Here is a 20,378-nt window from a genome sequence, read left to right as displayed (position 1 = left end):
GATAAAGATCATATCATTCAGACATGCAGTAACTTCTGCTAGAATAGAATAAGTTGCTTATGCGATAGGAATATTGATTAGGGTGGTTGTTTGAGATATCTCTCGTCCTTTAAAACATCGTTAAAAATTTCCCGCTACCTTTTTCGCATATTAGGTATTATGTTGTGGGCAATGGGCGCATTGTTAACCATGTTTTACCTTATCAATATCTTCAATGATACTAAATCCGATATTCGACAAGAGTATAGTAATAACTATACTAATCTCCTTGGTTTCTTTAGACAAACCTCTGGCACTATCCGTGATTTACAATACCTTGCAGAACGTCACCAAGAACAAATTAACTTAAACCCAAGTATGAAAAATTCATTATTTTATGAAGGGCCATTTTCACTTCATAAGCTTAATGAAACTGCTGATTGTGAACTATTTAAAGGGCAAACAAACAACTATTTCCGCTCATTTAACAGTATCTTATATTATTGGAAAGATAATACCCCTGCCTTACAAGGGATAAACCAAGTCTTTATGGTTGGCTCCCATAGCATGTGTATGATTAACTTCCCTTTGCGTGCATCTCCTGTTGATACTGAAATGTTGAAAAAGATGGTTTATGAAAATACACGTAACTATGTCAATCAACGCGCACAAGGTAAAGAAGTTAACCAATATTGGATAGTACCAGATGCAAAAGGGGATAGTGGCATTTTATATGTTATGTCACCAGTTTATGCCTCAGGTAAATTTATTGGTTTGATTGGTATTGAGAGGGCTATTCGTCTTGAATATTTTTCTCCTGCCAAAGATAGAGTGATTTCAATTCATCTTCTTAATAGCAGAAATACCACGATTTTAAGCTACCCTGCAGAAAATAATTATCATACGGTTAAAGACGTTCCTGATGTCAGTGCGCCTTATTTTGGATTTGATGAAGACTTTAGTGACTTAGTTGCTAAGCGTAAATTATTGCCTTCGTCTTTTAGTGTGGTGTATTCATTACCCCTTAAGCAAATTTTAAATGAATTCAAATTCACAATTTTTAATGCGCTAATCTTAAATATTATTTCAGCCATTGTGATTTTCATCTTCGTATGGATTTTTGAGAGAAAAATATTCTCTCCAGCCGAAAATAATGCCTCTCGCCTAGAAGAACACGAACAATTTAATCACAAGATTGTGGCATCGGCGCCAGTTGGGATCAGTATTCTTAGAATACGTGATGGCATGATCATTTTAAGTAACGAGTTAGCACATAACTATTTTCGCTTACTTAGCCATAGCGATAAACAAAATATTCTTTCTATTATTGCTGAAAAAAGTAGCAATATGGTCGATGTTGTGACGAATAATCGTAACCATCTGCAAATAAGTTTTGTTAATTCACGTTATCAAAATGAAGATGTGGCTATTTGTGTTTTAGTGGATATTAGCGCACGGGTTAAAATGGAGCGCTCACTACAAAATATGGCAACAGCTGCGGAGCAAGCTAACCAAGCGAAATCGATGTTTTTGGCAACGGTTAGTCATGAATTACGAACGCCACTTTATGGAATTATTGGCAATTTAGAGTTATTGCAATCTTTGACACAAAGCGATGATACTGCTCGATTGTTAAAAACAATGGATAACTCCTCATCGTTATTACTAAAAATTATTAGTGATATTCTCGATTTCTCGAAAATTGAATCTAAACAGTTAAAAATCGATATTCAGCCTTTTAATTGTCGGCAAGTGCTCTCTTTTGTTATCTCTAACTATTTACCTTTGATTGCGAAAAAAGGCTTGGCTATTTACTGTTTTATCGAACCTGATGTACCTAAAATTGTCAATAGTGATCCTGTTCGTGTACAACAAGTTATCTCTAATCTATTGAATAACAGTATAAAATTTACCACGACGGGATGTATTACCTTACATCTTTATAAAGATGATTATTATCTCTATTTCGATATTCACGATACAGGACGGGGGATCAGTGACAAAGCATTACATGAGCTTTTTGAACCTTTCTTCCAAGTGTCTCAAAATACAGAAAGTGCCTCAGAAGGAACAGGATTAGGTTTAGCTATTTGTGAAAAGTTGATCCACTTAATGGATGGGGATATCAGCGTCGTTTCCCAAGAAAATATTGGGAGTCGTTTTACGGTTCGTATACCCCTTTATGGTGCTTTAAAAGAAATAGAGCCTTTCTCTAAACAGAATATTTATAAAGAAAGTAATATTCGTTGTTTTATTGATATTAAAAATCTTTATTTAGAAGGTTTTATTAATCGATATCTTCGTTATTTTGGCTTGAGTTGTGAATTGCTTACTGAAGAAGTGGTGATCTCTTCAACCGATTTTATTATCACCGATTACGATACACCAAGAAAAGATAACTGCCAATTTATTAGGATCAATGAGCATTACTTTGAGCCGTCGAAGAAAACAGCTGAAAATGTATGGGTTTGCAGTACTTATAAACTAAACGAGTTAACTAAAATAATACTCCAGCTGCCGCAAAACAAAGTTGAAGCAAATTGCGTGGAAATCGTGAAGCAAGATACGGATTGTGGCTTACAAACCTTAACGGTTCTTATTGTTGATGATCACCCAATAAATCGCTTATTGTTGACCGATCAACTGAAAAAAATCGGTTTTAATACAGCCACCGCAGAAGATGGCTGTGATGCATTAACGTATTTAACTAAAAATCATGTTGATATCATTCTGACGGATGTCAATATGCCAAATATGAATGGCTATCAGCTAGCAACACATATAAGAGAAATAGGCAGTAATATGCCAGTAATTGGTGTGACGGCGAATGCGATTGCAGAAGAGAAGCAACGCTGTATTGATGCAGGAATGAATGATTGTGTTTCTAAACCTGTTTCGCTCTCTATTTTAAGAGAAGTATTGGTAAAGTATATTCCAAAAGATCATTCTAGAGCGTGAAGACGTTTCTATTACAGCCTGTGAGTGTAAAACGGATTAAAAGGCATAATATAAGCGGTATCGCTTATAAGGTGCTTCTAAACAGGTAAATATTGGTAGGGAAGAAAGAGGAAAGCCCTAACAGAATGGAGGATAAAGAGTAAACACCTAAAAGCAGAGAAGCTCCCACAAAGGGTTGAGCTTCCTGATTTTATCGGTGCGACTAAGATAACTGTAGTGAAATTAATCTGGGCCGTTAATTTCCTTATCAATAGTCACTGATGACAAATAATTAAGTAATGCGATATCGTTATCGACACCTAATTTCATCATGGCTGATTTTTTCTGACTACTAATCGTTTTAATACTACGATTAAGTTTTTTCGCAATTTCGGTTATAAGAAAACCTTCAGCAAATAATCTCAGTACTTCACTTTCTTTTGGTGATAAACGCTTATCGCCATAACCATTTGCATTTACTTTTTCAAGTAGCTTCGCTACGCTTTCAGGCATAAATTTTTTGCCTTTTTGCAGTGCAGCTAAGGCCTTCGGTAGATCAGTTGGAGCACCTTGTTTAAGTACAATACCTTCAATTTCAAGATCAAGAACTGCGCTTAAAATAGCAGGGTTGTTATTCATTGTGAGTACAATAATCGACAAATTAGGATAATGTCTTTTGATGTACTTGATGAGTGTAATACCATCACCATACTTATCGCCAGGCATAGACAAGTCTGTAATTAAAGCATCTACATTTAACTTGGGTAAGTTATTGATAAGTGAAGTTGAATCTTCAAATTCACCTACAACATTAACCCATTCAATTTGTTCTAAAGATTTACGAATGCCGAATAAAACAATTGGGTGATCATCGGCAATAATAATATTAAGGTTATTCATGTTTAATTGTTACCTTGCTGCAGCAACTGTTGAATCCATTTATCCAGTTGAGTGATACGTTCTTTGATCTCTAATTCATTATGATTTTTTATGTCATGCTCTAAATATTCACAGCTTTCTCTGAGATATTCTAAATCTAACATGGCAAAAACCCCTTTTAGACGATGAGCTGTTTGGGCTAGAGAATGAAAGTCTTTATTTGTTGCTTCTAAGTGTAGTTTTTCAACATCAATAGGAACAGTACTGATAAATAGTTCCTTATAATCACTACCATTCAACTTCTTCCTATAATTATTAAGAATTACTTCGTATTTATCAAGGTTATTATTTTCATTCAAAATACTCTCTTGGCATGTATCTAGAAGAAATGACTCATTTTCTTCAATTAAATAAGTAATAGCCTCTATTAAAGGATCACCGAAGTTATAGTTACACTTTATTAAATCTTTTGATATTTTTTCAAATCCAACAATAGAGCTCATTAATAATATTGTTGGTGATTCAGGGTTATCATTCGGCGTATCCCTAAGTATGATATCGTATTCAGGATAAAGATTCTCTCTATTTTTATCAAAGTATGTAGCGCCATATTTATCAAGCTGTTGGCAGATGATTTTTTCTATTTCAGGGTTTTTTATGGCGAGTTTTGCATTTATTCCTTCTAATAATACGTTAAACGTCCGTTCTTCCGTATCTATATGCTGGTATGGGAGTGCAATTCGGAAATGAGAACCAATACTTTCTTGGCTCTTAATCGTTAATTCTCCTTGTATTTTATTACATAGCAAATGGCATAAATAAAAAATGATACCTGAATTAGAATAATATTTGTCTCCCATTGCTTCACCTAAGAATGGGTATTTTATATTAGCAATATCTTGAGGTGTAAGGCCGCTTCCACTATCAATAATATCAATAAGTATTTCTTCTTTATCTTTATTTTTAACTAAATTCAGATTAACGGTTATCTTTCCATAATTAGTCGTACTAATGGCATAATTAATCAATGATAAAATAATCTTACTTAAAGCAGGGCCATCATTAATTAAAAGTAAACCAGGACTTATATTATTGTGGAAATAAAGTGTTAGGCCTTTTCTTATCATAAAAGGTGAGGCTGTTATTAGAATAGATTCAACTAATGTTGATAGTTCAAATTCATCCTGATGAATTTTCCATTCTTGATTTTCTAACTTATTAATTAATGTAATGTTTTCTATCCATTCAGAAATGTAATTTGTTTTTTCTAATAATAAGCTAAGCAATTGCTGGTGAGTGTCTTCGGGCAATAATTCCTTGAACTGATAAACCATCTCATTTATATCTTTGATGGGACGCATTAATTCTAATGACATATTAGATAAGATCTTGCGTCGTGCGATGGTGTTTTTCTCATATTCTTGCTGTGCAAGTTGTAATTTTTTATTGATAAGTGCTTCGTTATCTTTATTCAGAAATATGAATAATGATGTATTGTCAATATTGTTGTTATTACTTGTTCTTATTTCATAAATTTCGTTGTTGATGGCCGTTTGGATTAAACCATTGTGCTCAACCGCCATCTGACGGATCTTAGATAAATCGATATGAGGCAGTAATTTTTCTGCATGACTATTACTAATAATCTTATGGTTAGAGGAAAAATTATAGACTAATAATCCTATCGGGAGATTTGAAATGATGTCATTTGTCATTTCTTCTTTGATCCGTAGATTACGGGTCATAGAGATATAAGGGAAAACGTATTTATTACGGATATAGATATGACCAAAGACGGAGATAGAAATAAATGCCAATAGGCTGATTAATAACCAAATATTTTTGTAGGCAATTTCTTTTACCATCGATTTTATCGGATATTCATAAGAGAGTGAATATGGGATCCCGATAATCGGTTGAGAGAAAATCAGTGAAGAGCCATCAGTTGATATTTCAATGTTATTCTTGTCATAAACAGATTGCTGACCTGTTGGAAGTAATCTTAAGTAGTGCGGAGAGAGCTCTGAAGGCAAGAAATTATTGATTGGTAAATCAAACGCCACTACGCTGGTTAACTGACCCGGCACATTAAACATAATACGATAAGTGTAGTAATAGATGTTTTCCGTAGACATCTTCCTAATGGGAGAAAGACTTTCTTTTTCATCTAATGCCGTTGATTGCATTAATAACTCAGAACGCTTATTTTCCGCGGTTAATGTTAAATAGCTTTCTTTGTAACGGATCTCTGGCTTAAGCACCGAATGGGTCGTAATTAAGATAAGATCATTCCCTTTGCCATTTAGATAATAAAGTGAACTGTAATCATTACGTACACCCCAAAGAATTTCGAGTGAATTTGCAAATCGTTGCGCTAACTGAAAGGTTTGCTCATTGGGTTTACCAAATACAATGGAATCTACGGTTTGGTCTCGCCCCTCTAGCCAAAATACATCAGAACGTAACTTTATTGGATTAAGTTTCAATATAGGGAATGCCGAGGTATCGGTTATTTTATTTGATAACTGAAAAAGTTGGTTAGAGTGATAACGGTAATCTTCAACCTGTCGAGCGAATTTGTGAGTTGTATTATTGATAGCGTTCTTTTTGCTATCTAGCCAAACATCAAAATAACTGTAAGCGTATAGAAAAAGTGATATGACCATAAAAAGAAGAAACAGGGCATATAAGCGAGTTAGTGTATTTGGCTTGAGTTGGTTCAATGTACGCATTCAGTTTGCGAGCCTTTAAGAGACAATGTAATTAAAAATAGATAAATTGAATAAACAATCACCATTATTCAGCCATTATATTAACAGGTTATCTATTTAAAAGGGATATTCGGATGAACTTTGAGCAAACAAACCAAAAAATCCATTTTTTTTACAATCGGAGCTAGACAGCGAGGTCAGAGATAGGCATAATTCCGCGCTATGGAAGGATGGCCGAGTGGCTGAAGGCAGCGGTCTTGAAAACCGCCGATGGGAAACCATCCTAGAGTTCGAATCTCTATCCTTCCGCCAGAATTAGCCGGCTTAGCTCAGTTGGTAGAGCAACTGACTTGTAATCAGTAGGTCACCAGTTCGACTCCGGTAGCCGGCACCATATAAGAACCCGTTATCTCGCAAGAGGTAACGGGTTTTTTCTTATCGATAATTCTCTTTTTTATTTTCCCTCTTATTTATTTCTATGTAATTCTTTTTGAGTTACGTCATTTATCTTTCGACATCATGATGATTTTTTATCTTTAGTTATCAAAAATTAACCACTATATTAGTAAGTTAGCATTTTTTAAGCAGGAAGTGTTTGAAGATTGAGCAAACAGATAAAAAAGTCATTTTTTTTACAATCAGGACTAGACAGCGGGGTCAGAGAGAGGCATAATTCGGCGCTATGGAAGGATGGCCGAGTGGCTGAAGGCAGCGGTCTTGAAAACCGCCGATGGGAAACCATCCTAGAGTTCGAATCTCTATCCTTCCGCCAGAATTAGCCGGCTTAGCTCAGTTGGTAGAGCAACTGACTTGTAATCAGTAGGTCACCAGTTCGACTCCGGTAGCCGGCACCATATAAGAACCCGTTATCTCGTAAGAGGTAGCGGGTTTTTTCTTGGGCAAATTTTAATATAAATGGATATGCATTAAAAAATACCACAAAAAAGATTGTGGCATTTTTGTGTACTACTAAAATCATCTACCTATCACGATCACCAACCCATCACGGACCAATTAAATACTCGCCCTAAAATTTTCACTTCTTCTAATGTAGAACGCTCATCTGGGTAATCAATTGTATTATAACTACGGATGATAATGGTATTATTAGGGAGTCGATGTAAAATTTTGACTCTCAAAAGGTCACCTTGTTGAATAGCATAAATACCGCCATCAACAATTTTCGTATGTCCTGTACTGATAGTGACAATTGAACCATCAGGAATAACAGGAGACATGCTGTCTCCGTGGACTTTAAAGGCAACCGCATCACTCGGCTGCACACCATAACGGTTAAATGTTGAACGAGAAAATCTCAATAATTCCACCTTCTGATTATCAGTGGTACAACTTCCGAAACCTGCTGCTAATTCAATAGTGGTATAGAAGGGGATTTCGACTTCATCGCGTTCTATGGGCGTATTATTATCCCACTCGTCAACCCTTGTCATTTCACTGACTGAGATACCATCATTTTTTTTAGCTCCGCGCCCATATTCTAACCATTCTGCTCGAACATCTAACCATTGGCTTAGTGCTAAAATATTTGTTGGGTCAGGAATTGATTCACCATTTAACCATTTCCACACTGCGGGAGCACTGACTTTTATCCCTTGTTCAGCAAGTGCATCTATAATTCTTTTACCGACTCCGCGACCTGCAATTCCTGAATCTAAGCAAGCTTCTTGAAGCCTTTTTGTGAACTCTGTTTTATTATCATAATTAACCATTGGTTAAATTCCTTTGCTGCTTGACGTTATCTTGGTTAAAATATAACATTAACCATCGGTTAATAAAAGTGTGAGGGTTAACTAAATAAACCGATATAAGAGTGGTAAGTAAAAATCACGTTAAGGTAACGCTATAAAATGCGGGGGAATTTAGATACATAAATGCCATGCCGTGATACATGGATGATCAATGAGTCGTGATAGGAAATCAAAAGGAGTATTAAATGAGACGAGCAAATTTACCTAAATATTTTCCACCAAAAAGCATTGTATTAAGTGATGTAAAAACAGTTAAAGCAGTAGATTCACTCTCAATTACTGATGTAATGATATTATATACCCGCCATTTAGCTTATTAGATAAATAAAACATAACCATACTTATGTTAAAACAGTACTTAAATTTAAGTACGGTGGATGAGTATATTATTTATTACAGTTCCTCCTACTGGAGGTAAGCCATGAGAAACAATGAAAGAATAAAGAATATCAGCCTCCCTAGCTGGGCTGATGTGTGCAATGTTTGCTTGGTTTAAAGATATTCTAATTTTATTTAATATTAATCATGAGTTTGCTTACTTAGCCAGTGTGTTTATTGGTTATGTCGGAGTAGATCCCGTGAGTAAACTCCTTAAAGGAAGAGCAGGAGTTACAAATGGCTAAAAAAGTACGAGGTGTGCGTAATAATAACCCTGGTAATATTCGGCACGGCTCGAAATGGAAAGGATTATCCATAGAGCAAACAGATAACGATTTTTGCCAATTTATTTCACCTGAATATGGAATACGAGCTATCTACAAATTATTACAAACGTACCAAAAAAAATATGGTTTAAATACCATTAAAACCATTATTAATCGTTATGCTCCACCTAACGAAAATAATACAGCAGGCTATATTAGGCGAGCATCAGAAGAAATTGGTATCGAGGCCGATAATTTAATTGATACACAATTAAAAAATATCGCTATTCCTTTAGCTGTGGCGATTGTTAATATTGAACTAGGTTATCAACCTTATTCTGAAAAAGTTTTTGAAGATGCGTGGTTGTTATTATGAATTATTTATCAAAAATAATGGTAATAGTGGTTTTATGCTTAGGTACAGGATTACTTTGGCTAATTGATAAACATAAAGCCTTGAAAAAGGAATATAATAATATTAATCAAACTCTTATTCAGCAAATTGCAGAAAATAAAGATTATCAATTAAGAATAAATCAGCTTAATCAACTTGATAATCGTCATTTACAGGAACTTGTGCATGCAAAAAAAGAAATTGATCAGTTGCGTGATATTAGTGAGCGTACTCCTGAGCGGGTGTATATCAAAGCAGAATGCCTCAAAATATCAGTCACTTCCACCACCAGCCTGGTTAATGCAAACACCGCCAGACCTACTGACGCCGCTATCCGAAATTATTGGATACTCCGAGAACGAATTGCGCAGTCAGAACAGATCATTTTAGCGAAAAACGCCGTAAACCCTCGCCCAGTGCGTGCGGGGATATAAGGCGAAAAGCCCGCTGGGCTTTAAAGATCAATCAGGCGTTGACTGGCTCTGAACGTAGGCTCTGAGTGTTTCAATCGTTGCCCCTCCGGTGCTACAGACAAAGTACGACCTTGACCACAAAAGCCCCGTTTTACTTTGCGTCCGTAAATGTGTGTTTTGCTGGCGCAGCAGGCGCGACGATACTGATTTCAGATTGTTGACCATCACACTGACCGCCAGTTTTGGCGGGTAAGCAACCAGCAGATGCACATGGTCAGGCTCTCCGTCCATCTCAATAATTTCGCATTCAAGTTTTGCCGCAGCGGAGTCAAATGCATCACGCAGTTGAGCGAGCATCAGTCCGTCAAATAGCTTACGTCGATACTTTGTCGTAAAGATCAGATGCACGACCAGTTTACTGACACTGTGCCGCTTTCTGAGGGATCCCGCCAGTAAATCATCATGATTACTCAATTGATATATTGCCCTAACATGTTAAAATAAAAACATTATATCAATGAGCGCTGATGATGTTAAGAGCAACAAAAGTACGCATCTACCCAACACCAGAACAGGCTGAATATCTCAACGCTCAGTTCGGTGCGGTTCGTTTTGCGTACAACAAAGCGCTGCACATCAAGAAAGACGCTTACCAGCGGCACGGCGTAAATTTAAACCCGCGTAAAGACCTTAAACCGCTGCTTGCAGTGGCGAAAAAATCCCGCAGATATGGGTGGCTTAAAGAATATGACTCCATAGCATTGCAGCAGGCGGTGATTAACCTTGACGTGGCTTTCTCCAACTTTTTTAATCCGAAACTAAAAGCCCGTTTTCCCACGTTTAAAAGTAAGCATGGCAGACAATCTAGCTATCATTGTGTCGGGATCAAAGTCATTGATGGCGCGATAAAAATCCCGAAAATCGCACCGATTGAAGCGCGTTTACATCGTGAAATTACGGGGGCGCTGAAAAGTATCACACTGAGTCGCAGCGCAACCGGAAAATACTATGCGTCACTACTCTGTGATGACGGGGTAGAAGCACCGGCAAAGCCAACATTGATATCAAATATCACGGGGCTTGATGTGGGGCTGAGTCATTACGCCATCAAATCAGACGGCAATAAGATTGCTAATCCGCGCCACCTTATCAATGCCAGCCGTCACCTACGTCGAAAACAAAAAGCCTTATCTCGCAAGCAAAAAGGGAGTGCTAATCGCCGTAAAGCCCGAATACAGCTTGCAGGTGTACACGAACGGGTAGCCAATGCCCGTGCTGATTTTCAACACAAACTCTCTCGTGCAATTGTTGACGAAAACCAAGCGGTAATTGTAGAGACACTGAAATCGGCGAATATGATGAAAAACCACTGTCTGGCTCGCGCTATCGGTGATGCAGGCTGGCATGGTTTTATCACAAAGCTGGAATATAAAGCCGCAGAAAAAGGCGTCCATCTGGTAAAACTGGATCAATGGTTTGCCAGTTCGAAAACCTGTCATTGCTGCGGTCATAAAATGTCAGAAATGCCACTACATAAGCGTATCTGGCAATGCCCTGAATGTGGAGTTGAACATGACCGAGATATCAATGCGGCAATCAATATCCGACACAAGGGCATATTGGAATTACACGCGGCGGGACGCGTCGTTTCAGCCCATGGAGACCCGCGTAAATCCGTCGTACAGAGGGTTGCGGTCTGAGAAGTGGGAAGCCTCGCCGTTTACGGCGGGGAGCAGTCACGTTTACAAGATTATATTCGCCAAGAGTGTATCCATTAATCGAGGATGTGGCTTATTCTATATTATTTTCATGAAATAAATTGAATTTAAAAGAGATTTATTAAGTAATGAGTACTTACATTATTATATTATTTTAGTAATATAAACTTATCTATTGACTAAAATAGTTCCTTATAAAAACCTTATGAAAATCACTCTTGCCACAGACCATCACCTATCTGTGCTTATTGAATTAGATACTTATGCTCAACAGGATGCTTCACGTATTGAAGAAATTAAAGCTTGGCTATCTTGCCAAGCTATTTATCTTCTTGAAATAAATTCGCAAATTGTAGGTTATGGTGTTATTCATCATCACTTTTTTAATAATCCATTTATTGAACTTGTGATGATAGATAAGCAGTATCGTCAGAAAGGTTATGGAAAATGCCTGATTGCTTATTTTCAAGAAAATACGCCAGGAGATAAGCTATTTACATCAACCAATAAATCTAATTATGCAATGCGAAATATATTAATTCAGTTAGGTTTTATTGAAAGTGGTTGTATCGAAAACCTTGATGAAAACGATCTTGAAATTATTTATTGTTTTATTAAGCAAAGATAACTTTTTATAGTGGATTAAACAAAAAACCATCCAGAATCAGATGGTTTTTAACAAAATTATTTTATCTTATTTTTATCGTTGAGCTCAATTTCGATCGGGATATAGTAATTCACATCTTTTAATAATGATGCGGGTTTGCTTAAAAGAATCGAAACTGGATATTCCTCTTTAAAAATATACTCTTCAATATCTGGAGCACCTTTCTTTCTTGGTATATTGAGTTTTTTGAGTAAAATGCCATAGGTATTATAGATAATATCTTTATAATCTAATTTTAATAATGCTTCAGGAATGCTAAATTTTAAATATCTTATATTTTCTATCTGAATTTTATGAGTAAGTTGGGCATTATAAATTTCAGGCCTATTTTCCATCATAGTTGAATATTTAACGATTAATTCATTATTTTTATTAGACAAAATATTATGTACTGCATAGACTTTATCATGTTTATAAAGTGCATATTGAAAGAAAACCTTCCAGTATTCTTCTCGTGCTTTTTCTGTACTGAAATTCCAATCAATCATATTCGCTTTATAGGTATGCTCTATACCAATTAACGGAAGAGAGTCAATGGTGACAATCTCAATATCTAAATTAAAACCACTAAATTTTCTTAACGGTAATGTAAAGCCATGCGCTTGCCAATTCTCTTTTCTACGATAATTATAGGGCGTCATATTAAACAGCTTTTTAAACGCTCTAGAAAACGTTTGTTGGGAGTCAAAACGGTATTTTAACGCAATATCAAGTAACGGTGTTCTTTGTAAGCGTAATTCAACAGCAGCACAAGATAGTCGTCTTGCTCGAATATAAGACGCTAATGTCAGTCCTGTTTGCTCCTTAAACATGCGTTGAAGATGCCATTTGGAATATCCTGATTTTTGTGAAACATTCTCAAGTTTTAGATCTTTCTCTAAATTTTCTTCAATCCAATAGATAATATCTGTAATGACATTTTCACTAAACATATTCTAGCTCTAATTAAAAAATTATTATTGGTGATAGTAAATAATACGCGTACCTGACCAATTTACATAAGATACTGTAATGAAATTAAGTTTGATTGTAAATTTATAAAAATATTTACTCTAATATTAGCTTTTAAAGCGATGCATTATTTAGGTAAACTGAATATTAATTATAACATACTGATATTACATAATAATGTTTTAATTGACTGAGTAAAATAACAAACAATTAGATATTCTTTTTTAGATAAAATCTAAGCTAAAAGTGTTATTTGTATAAAGTCATTAATATATTTATTTAAGAATAGAAATATAATAGCTATTATTCTAATTTAATAGAATATAACTACTATTATTAATTTTTATTTAAAAAGTTAACTAAAAATAGAGAAGATAAGTGCCATAGGAAAGCTAAGAGGCCAAGTTAAAGCGATTAATAATGCACTTAAAAGGCGCATGGCTAGGCTGGGATCTTTGGTTAAAAAGAAAGTAATAATAAACGATATTCCAGCCCCAATAAGGTAGCTTATTCCAATAATAGAGATAGCAGACATAACAGATCATTCAGTAAATAGACTGCAACAATTGTACTCCAAAATTGTTAAAGAAACAGAGGAATAGGGCAAACTTTTCAATAAATGTCATTACTAATGTGCAAATTTTAAACATTCATCTCACGTTTGATCTCTAGTTTCTTTTGAGAGTAATCACACAAGATAATAACAAAGTTAAAGTCAAAAAATCAAAAAACGGCATCTAGTTTATTGATTTAACTTGTTATTAATAACAATTTTTCTTGTTTTGATGCGGTATTTATAAAAAATAGAACAAAACGATATAGATCTTTTTTAGTGGTTTTACTATAAAAATTAAAATTTTTAAATGCTGATTTTTAAGGCAGGATTGTGATGAAGAGATAAATTTTATGTTTGTAAAATGTGCGGACTAATTATATTACATCATGAGATCGACAAAATGTAACAAATGGGATAAATACCATTTTATACATACTTGTAGATAAATGGGCTTATGGATGGCGCGACTTAATGGATTTAAGCGTTAGCTAGGAAGCATTTAAAATCCCCTTTAAAGGTTGAAAAGGGGATTTATTTTTATGTCTATTTTGGATAGGGGTTGATAGCCGTCGCTACATTAACATGGTAACTTACTCAAGTAGTAACCCGTCAATGACGTTTATTTCGATGAAAATAAACGCTGTTTTGATTAATAAACAATTAGCGTGGTAGTTTTTATGATCCCTTATCAATCAACTTTGACGTTTTGGTTTGAAGAATGCACGCCAGAGCAATGGTTTAAAAAAGATAGCCAGTTTGATAAAGAAATTAGCCGTAGATTTGGTGAATTATGTTTAAGTGCAAGTCGTGGTGAACTGGCATCATGGAGAGAAACAATAGAAGGGCGCTTAGCTGAGATCATTATTCTTGATCAGTTCTCTCGTAATATTTGGCGTGATACGCCAAAAGCCTTTGCCCAAGATAATATGGCATTAGTCTTAGCACAAGAAGCTATCCAGTTACCTGAATACCTGACATTAACACCCGTTAAACGTAAGTTTATGATCATGCCATTTATGCATTCAGAATCCCCTAAAATTCATCAAGATGCAGTTATCTTGTTTTCTCAAATTAATGATGAAAATACTTATCAATATGAATTAAGGCATAAAGAAATTATTGATAAATATGGTCGCTATCCTCATCGTAATGAAATTTTAGGCCGAACATCTACACCAGAAGAACGCGATTTTTTACAGCAACCAGGTTCTTCATTCTAAAAAAAATGCATACCTAAAAGGGTATGCATTTTTGTTTCTTTTTTATGGTTGATTAATCAGCCATAACATCAAGATTACATTGTAATATGCCATAAGTTATAGAACGCGATACGGCCTGATAGCTCAGCAATAATCACTGCCGCAGCACAAGTGACCAGTGTCATTTTGGATGCCTGTGCTTTTAGTGCAGTAAATCCTACGATAACAATACCTAATGCTAATACCGCTAATTGGAATCCCCAGAAAAGAGATTGGTCAGCACTCAGTTGAGGGCCTGTAAAGCCAAGAAAACTGACATAACCAGAGCGTGTAGCAAAAGTGATAATAGCACCGATAATAAAAGACAATGCGCCTAAACGTCTTGCACCTGTTGCCATTGCTAAGACACCACCGCCGACTAACAGCGTCATCCAGAATTGCAATGTGGTGTAATCAGTATTCCAGTTAGCAATAGTTGGAATGTGGTAAACCTGAGGGATTGACCAAACAAAAGCTAAACCAAAAACAACAGTCAGCAGATTACAGATTTCACGTAATCCTTTCCATTTTTTCATTATCGTGAGCGCAACAGTTGCAAAAGCAAAACCTGTAAACACACCACTTAAAAACGCTTCGTTACTCATTGGAGAACGACCAACGCCTAAGAGCATATTGAAAAAACGTAATGGTTGACCAACGTGTAATCCACCAATACCTAAGCCAATTAATGTTAAGACTAAAGCTAAAATATTGGCATTACGCAGCTGGTTTTCATCAATTTGACCTAATTTTTTACTGATATAAGCAATAAGAAACAAGCCTGCTGCTGATGAACCTAAAACAGTAAAAAAGACTAGAGGAAGTTCATGCATGGTTTATACCTCCGCCGCATTTTGAACTGAGCCGGTTTTATCACCAGAAGGTTTAGCGTCTTTGTGTGCTTTGATCACGATATTGGGATTGGTCAAGCTAGGATCAGGCATTGGGGCGATACCACATTCAGTACCATGTTTTGCTCTGATCACTTCAATATCATCAAAATCAAGTGCACGTTGAGGGCAAGACTCAACACAAACTGGTTTCATGCCTTGTGCTACACGTTCGTAGCAACCATCACACTTAGACATGAGTTTTTTCTTCTCATCGAATTGTGGTGCACCATAAGGGCAACGTAATTCGCAATAACGGCAACCGACACAGATATCTTGGTTGACAACCACTAAACCATCTTCTTCACGTTTATGCATAGCGCCAGTTGGGCAACCTGCAACGCAAGTAGGGTTTGAACAATGGTTACAAGAAATGGATAAATAATAACTATAGATATTTTGTGTCCAGATCCCGTCTTGTTTTGCCCAACTACCACCACCGTATTCATAAACACGACGGAATTTAGGGCCTAAATCTAAATCTTTTTCATCCTTGCAACTGACTTGACAGGTTTTACAGCCAGTGCATTTGGTGGAGTCAAAATAAAAACCATATTGCTTCATGAGTTAACTCCTTATGCACGTTTCACTTCAACAAGGTTTGTATGTTGTGGATTTCCTTTAGCAAACGGCGATGGGTGCCAGCTTGTTAATGTATTAATACATCCACCAGTATCTACACCTGTTGTATCAAGTGAACGCCATGCACCTTGCGGTACAGCAATCACACCAGGTAATACACGATCGGTCACTTTGACAAGAATATTTAAACGACCACGATCATTATAAATCTCAGCAATATCGCCAGATTTTAATCCACGTTCAGCAGCATCAATTGGATTTAACCAGAATTGATGAGGGATCGCTTCTCGTAACATAGCAACATTATAGTAACTAGAGTGAACGTGACCTTTATCGTGGAAACCCGTCATTTGCAGAGGGAATTTCTCTTTAAGCTTAACGTTTTCAACGCCTTCTTCATTCTTACAATATTCTGGAATTGCAGGGATACGGTCGCCTTCTGGTAAAATCCAGCCATCGGTATCTTGCATTAATTTTTCAGAATAAATTTCAATTTTACCTGACGCTGTTTTTAATGGATTAGCGATAGGATCTTGACGGAATGCTTCAAGTGCAACGTATTGATTACGGTTAGGTAATTTACGATCGATAATTCCTACATCATTAGTTTCTGCAAATGTCGGTAGTGCAGGATTTTTCTCACGCATTTGGTTATAGCAATATTCAATCCACTCTTCGTAAGTACGACCTTCAGTGAATTGCTCTTTGGTGCCCATCTTTTCTGCAATGTCGGTTAAAACATCATAGCAAGGGCGGTTTTCCCAAAGTGGTTTAATTGCATTTTGTAAACGAACGACATAGTGGTAAGCACCACTTGCGTAAGAGTTATTGATAAGATCGTTTGTCTCAACGGTTGTCACATCTGGTAGTAAGATATCGGCGTATTTTGCAGAAGGCGTCATGTGGTTATCCCACACTAAAATAAACTCACATTTTGATTCATCTTGAAGTAAATCATGTGTTTTATTCAAGTCAGCGTGTTGGTTACCAATCACGTTACTGGAATAACACCACATAAATTTAATACCCGTATCGAGTTTATCTTTATTTCTGACCCCCGCATTTTTACTGGTAAGTTGATCACCGCGAGCAATTGCTTCAGACTACATAAATGTTGGAATTAATGTCTTAACTGGATTAGGTAGCGCAAAACTCGCAACTGGATAAGCCACGTTACCGCCCCAACAGCCTGTATTTGTACCAGGACGACCAATATGACCTGACATTAATGGTAGCATCATAATCGCACGACATGCTTGCTCACCATTTGAAGTGCGTTGGATACCCCAACCTTGAGAGATCCACGCAGCTTTTGCACCGCCAATTTCACGCGCTAATTGGATAATACGAGCAACAGAAATACCCGTTAATTTACTTGCCCACTCTGGTGTTTTTGCAATGCCGTCAGGACCATTACCTAAAATGTAATCTTTATAAGAGCCATTTTCAGGTGCTGACGCAGGTAATGTTTGTTTATCCCAACCGACACAATATTCACGTAAGAAATCTTCATCGGTGATGCCTTCTTGGATCATCACATAGCCTAATGCAGCGACTAACGCGGCATCAGTACCTGGATAAATGGGGATCCATTCGGCGCCTAATGTTGTCACACTGTCGGTACGACGAGGGTCAATGATGATAACTTTACTTTTGCTCTTATCTAACGCATTTAACGTTTCATAGAACTGACCACCACCAGACATACGTGTTTCAGCAAGGTTATGACCAAACATCACGACCAAATCTGAATTCTCAATTTCTGTTAATAGTGATTCCAGCATGTCACCATAAACATAAGGCACAATACCGGTTAATTGAGAGTATGAATAAGTACCATAGTCACTTAAAAAACCACCCACTGTACTTAATAGGCGCTTACATGCCGTTCTACCGTGTAGGTTTGCGCCGGTAGAGCCTGTACCATATTGGTAATAAATAGACTCATTACCGTATTTTTCAATGGTATATTTTAATTTTTCCGCGATGATTGAAGTGGCTTCATCCCAAGAAATACGCTCAAATTTACCCTCACCACGCTTACCAACACGCTTCATGGGGTATTTTAAACGGTCTGGGTTATACGTTTTCCAACGCACAGAACGACCACGCAGACACGGACGAATTTGGTGAAGACCAAATGTTGAATCGTCATACATCGTTTCATTCGAAATACGACGAATAACGCCATCTTTCACATGAACTTTTAATGGACAACGGCTACCACAGTTCACTAAACATGCACTGTATTTGATAGTTTCAGAAGTCTCATCAGGACGAATACCCTGGGGAGTTTGAGCATTAGCAGCGAATGGTAATGAAACCGTTCCTGCAACCGCAGCAGCACCAGAAATAACTGCCGCAGACTGAATGAATCCACGCCGACTCATTTCAGTAATAGAAGTATTATTTTTAATTTTTGACATTGACATTACCCTAACATTTTTTACAACAAGTAAAGTTGTATATATATGTTAAGTTATAACCCTTCTACCTATAATGATTTATATCAATATAAAAAATGTTAATAACGTTATATAAAAAAATAATTATTAAACAAATGGTTACAATTTCTAATTAATACCACTTTAGTGGTAAATAAAACATCAAATAAATAGGATTTAACAATCGTTCGATATATAAAATATAATATATCGATGTTTGTTAATATAGGGGGAAAACAAGATTGTTAACATGATAACAAATAACAGAACATCAATATTTGTTAATAAGAAAAGTAAAAAAGAAGAATAATTCTTCTTTTTTACTTAATATGAAAATAACTTATTGCAGATCTTTTTCGACAGGAAATCTGAGTGCTCTTACATCATCGCCGGTTGGAGATTGGTGAACCCTTAAGCCGAATTGAGGCAAAATAGCAAAGATATGATCAAATATATCTGATTGAATCGCCTCGTATTGAACCCAAACGGTGGTATTCGTAAAGGCGTAAATTTCAATGGGAAGACCATCCGAGGTTGGTGCTAATTGTCTTACCATAATTGTCATTTGTTTATGAACATTAGGATGGTTTTTTAAATAAGCTTCAACATACGCACGGAAGGTGCCAATATTAGTCATGCCACGTTGGTTTAATGGTGTTTGACATTCATTACCTAAGGTTGCATTGAATTGATTAATTTCACTTTCCTTATTTTTTATATAAGGAGCCAATAAGTGCGCTTTTTCTAGATCATCAAGTTGTTTTTTATCTAAAAAATGGATGCTATTAATATCAAGAGAAAGGCTTCGTTTAATACGACGTCCTCCTGATTTTGTCATTGCTTGCCAGTTTTTAAAGGAATCTGAAATTAAAGAATAAGTGGGAATAGTTGTAACCGTATTATCCCAATTACGCACTTTAACAGTTGTTAAACTAATATCAATGACGGCACCATCAGCACCATATTTAGGCATTTCTAGCCAGTCACCAAGGCTTATCATGTTGTTTGCAGATAATTGAATACCAGCGACTAATCCCATAATAGGATCTTTAAACACCAACATTAATACCGCCGTCATGGCGCCTAAACCACTGAGTAAAATCAGGGGAGATTTTCCAATAAGCAGGGAAATAATCATTATCCCAATCAGTACAGAGGCAGCGAGTTTTAGGCTTTGAAAAATACCTTTTAAGGGTAATCGGCCAAATGAAGATGAATTTCTCATGATCTGCATACAAAGATCCATAATAGAGAAAAGCATTAACAAGCCAAAAATTAAGCACCACGCTTGAGCGCTGGTGGTGAGAATTTCTTGTGTTTTACCTGGGCCCATCCACACCAGCGCTTGAATATTAACAACAACACCTTGGATTAAAAAAGCAAAACGGCTAAATAGTTTATTTATTTCTAGAGATAGTTGCTTTTTCTGATCGTACTGACTTATTGCTTTGGAAATTTTAGGTAAGACCAACTTGTGCAAAATAAAATGAAGAATGATTGCGACAAGAAAAATAATGGTTAAAACGAGCAGGAGAGAAGCGATTTGGGCGTACTCCTCATTGAATTGACGTATCCATGTAAGCAGTTGCTGCTGCATAAAATATCC

General features: G+C 36.2%; 17 protein-coding genes, 4 tRNA genes and 2 pseudogenes. 13 read left to right on the top strand and 10 right to left on the bottom strand.

The genetic code is table 11. The features are described 5' to 3' along the window. Positions 1–90: 90 nt before the first annotated feature. Positions 91–2,937 carry a two-component system sensor histidine kinase RcsC gene (rcsC, locus tag SB028_RS12455; protein ID WP_074454078.1) on the top strand — a complete coding sequence of 949 codons (2,847 nt, stop codon included), beginning with the start codon at positions 91–93 and terminating at the stop codon, positions 2,935–2,937. 222 nt (positions 2,938–3,159) lie between these two features. Here the strand turns inward: rcsC and rcsB are convergent, their stop codons facing one another. Both rcsB and rcsD read right to left on the bottom strand, forming a co-directional pair. Continuing rightward, entirely contained in the window at positions 3,160–3,816 is a 657-nt protein-coding gene (gene rcsB / locus SB028_RS12450) for a response regulator transcription factor RcsB (protein WP_318859455.1), read from the bottom strand. A gap of 2 nt (positions 3,817–3,818) precedes the next feature. Next, positions 3,819–6,527 (bottom strand): phosphotransferase RcsD, encoded by a 2,709-nt coding sequence (gene rcsD / locus SB028_RS12445; RefSeq protein ID WP_069368015.1) that lies wholly within the window; start codon positions 6,525–6,527, stop codon positions 3,819–3,821. Between the two features lie 203 nt (positions 6,528–6,730). On the opposite strand from rcsD, the gene SB028_RS12440 reads away from it, so the two are divergent. The 4 genes from SB028_RS12440 to SB028_RS12425 all read left to right on the top strand — a co-directional run bounded on the left by SB028_RS12440 (position 6,731) and on the right by SB028_RS12425 (position 7,360). After that, positions 6,731–6,818, top strand: a tRNA-Ser gene (locus SB028_RS12440). Positions 6,819–6,824: 6 nt separating this feature from the next. Continuing rightward, positions 6,825–6,900 (top strand) — tRNA-Thr (locus SB028_RS12435). Between the two features lie 290 nt (positions 6,901–7,190). Further along, positions 7,191–7,278: transfer RNA gene (locus tag SB028_RS12430), tRNA-Ser, on the top strand. Between the two features lie 6 nt (positions 7,279–7,284). Continuing rightward, positions 7,285–7,360 (top strand) — tRNA-Thr (locus SB028_RS12425). A gap of 138 nt (positions 7,361–7,498) precedes the next feature. On the opposite strand, the gene SB028_RS12420 is transcribed toward SB028_RS12425, so the two are convergent. Next, positions 7,499–8,236, bottom strand: a complete 738-nt coding sequence (locus tag SB028_RS12420; protein ID WP_069368016.1) for a helix-turn-helix transcriptional regulator — start codon at positions 8,234–8,236, stop codon at positions 7,499–7,501. Between the two features lie 224 nt (positions 8,237–8,460). On the opposite strand from SB028_RS12420, the gene SB028_RS12415 reads away from it, so the two are divergent. The 5 genes and pseudogenes from SB028_RS12415 to SB028_RS12395 all read left to right on the top strand — a co-directional run bounded on the left by SB028_RS12415 (position 8,461) and on the right by SB028_RS12395 (position 9,703). After that, entirely contained in the window at positions 8,461–8,595 is a 135-nt protein-coding gene (locus SB028_RS12415; RefSeq protein ID WP_282744743.1) for a hypothetical protein, read from the top strand. Positions 8,596–8,745: 150 nt separating this feature from the next. After that, positions 8,746–8,898 carry a phage holin family protein gene (locus SB028_RS12410; protein ID WP_077885100.1) on the top strand — a complete coding sequence of 51 codons (153 nt, stop codon included), beginning with the start codon at positions 8,746–8,748 and terminating at the stop codon, positions 8,896–8,898. Continuing rightward, entirely contained in the window at positions 8,891–9,295 is a 405-nt protein-coding gene (locus SB028_RS12405) for a structural protein (RefSeq protein ID WP_069368017.1), read from the top strand. The genes SB028_RS12410 and SB028_RS12405 overlap by 8 nt, the downstream gene beginning before the upstream one ends. Continuing rightward, positions 9,292–9,633, top strand: a pseudogene (locus tag SB028_RS12400) (lysis system i-spanin subunit Rz); the annotation flags it as partial. The gene SB028_RS12405 and the pseudogene SB028_RS12400, both read left to right, overlap by 4 nt. Beyond that, entirely contained in the window at positions 9,614–9,703 is a 90-nt protein-coding gene (locus SB028_RS12395) for a hypothetical protein (RefSeq protein ID WP_248620764.1), read from the top strand. The pseudogene SB028_RS12400 and the gene SB028_RS12395, both read left to right, overlap by 20 nt. A 71-nt stretch (positions 9,704–9,774) precedes the next feature. Here the strand turns inward: SB028_RS12395 and tnpA are convergent, their stop codons facing one another. After that, positions 9,775–10,200: an IS200/IS605 family transposase gene (gene tnpA / locus SB028_RS12390; protein ID WP_318859449.1), complete on the bottom strand. Its 426-nt coding sequence runs from the start codon at positions 10,198–10,200 to the stop codon at positions 9,775–9,777. Between the two features lie 56 nt (positions 10,201–10,256). Between tnpA and SB028_RS12385 the strand changes: the two genes are divergently transcribed. Both SB028_RS12385 and SB028_RS12380 read left to right on the top strand, forming a co-directional pair. Next, entirely contained in the window at positions 10,257–11,426 is a 1,170-nt protein-coding gene (locus SB028_RS12385) for an RNA-guided endonuclease TnpB family protein (protein ID WP_318860145.1), read from the top strand. 223 nt (positions 11,427–11,649) lie between these two features. After that, positions 11,650–12,072 (top strand): GNAT family N-acetyltransferase, encoded by a 423-nt coding sequence (locus SB028_RS12380; RefSeq protein ID WP_069367413.1) that lies wholly within the window; start codon positions 11,650–11,652, stop codon positions 12,070–12,072. A gap of 56 nt (positions 12,073–12,128) precedes the next feature. Here the strand turns inward: SB028_RS12380 and SB028_RS12375 are convergent, their stop codons facing one another. Together SB028_RS12375 and SB028_RS12370 are read right to left on the bottom strand one after the other, a co-directional pair. After that, positions 12,129–13,043, bottom strand: a complete 915-nt coding sequence (locus SB028_RS12375; protein ID WP_069367414.1) for a helix-turn-helix domain-containing protein — start codon at positions 13,041–13,043, stop codon at positions 12,129–12,131. Between the two features lie 374 nt (positions 13,044–13,417). After that, entirely contained in the window at positions 13,418–13,597 is a 180-nt protein-coding gene (locus tag SB028_RS12370; protein ID WP_069367415.1) for a GhoT/OrtT family toxin, read from the bottom strand. 698 nt (positions 13,598–14,295) lie between these two features. Here SB028_RS12370 and SB028_RS12365 point away from each other — a divergent pair. After that, entirely contained in the window at positions 14,296–14,838 is a 543-nt protein-coding gene (locus tag SB028_RS12365; RefSeq protein WP_069367416.1) for a DUF924 family protein, read from the top strand. A 74-nt stretch (positions 14,839–14,912) separates the two neighbouring features. On the opposite strand, the gene SB028_RS12360 is transcribed toward SB028_RS12365, so the two are convergent. From SB028_RS12360 to SB028_RS12345, 4 genes and pseudogenes are all read right to left on the bottom strand, one after another. After that, on the bottom strand, positions 14,913–15,689 hold the full coding sequence (locus tag SB028_RS12360) for a dimethyl sulfoxide reductase anchor subunit family protein (protein ID WP_069367417.1): 777 nt from the start codon (positions 15,687–15,689) through the stop codon (positions 14,913–14,915). Between the two features lie 3 nt (positions 15,690–15,692). Further along, on the bottom strand, positions 15,693–16,310 hold the full coding sequence (locus tag SB028_RS12355; RefSeq protein WP_069367418.1) for a DMSO/selenate family reductase complex B subunit: 618 nt from the start codon (positions 16,308–16,310) through the stop codon (positions 15,693–15,695). Positions 16,311–16,321: 11 nt separating this feature from the next. Then, positions 16,322–18,754, bottom strand: a pseudogene (locus SB028_RS12350) (DMSO/selenate family reductase complex A subunit). A 358-nt stretch (positions 18,755–19,112) separates the two neighbouring features. After that, the gene (locus SB028_RS12345) at positions 19,113–20,369 is read right to left on the bottom strand and encodes a mechanosensitive ion channel family protein (RefSeq protein ID WP_069367420.1); all 1,257 of its coding nucleotides are present in this window, start codon (positions 20,367–20,369) and stop codon (positions 19,113–19,115) included. Between the last annotated feature and the right edge of the window lie 9 nt (positions 20,370–20,378).

Origin of the sequence: Proteus vulgaris (assembly GCF_033708015.1) — a bacterium.
In the GTDB taxonomy this organism is placed as follows: Bacteria; Pseudomonadota; Gammaproteobacteria; order Enterobacterales; family Enterobacteriaceae; genus Proteus.
The sequence above is the reverse complement of the archived record's forward strand: the minus strand, read 5'-3'. Positions and strand labels throughout refer to the sequence as shown.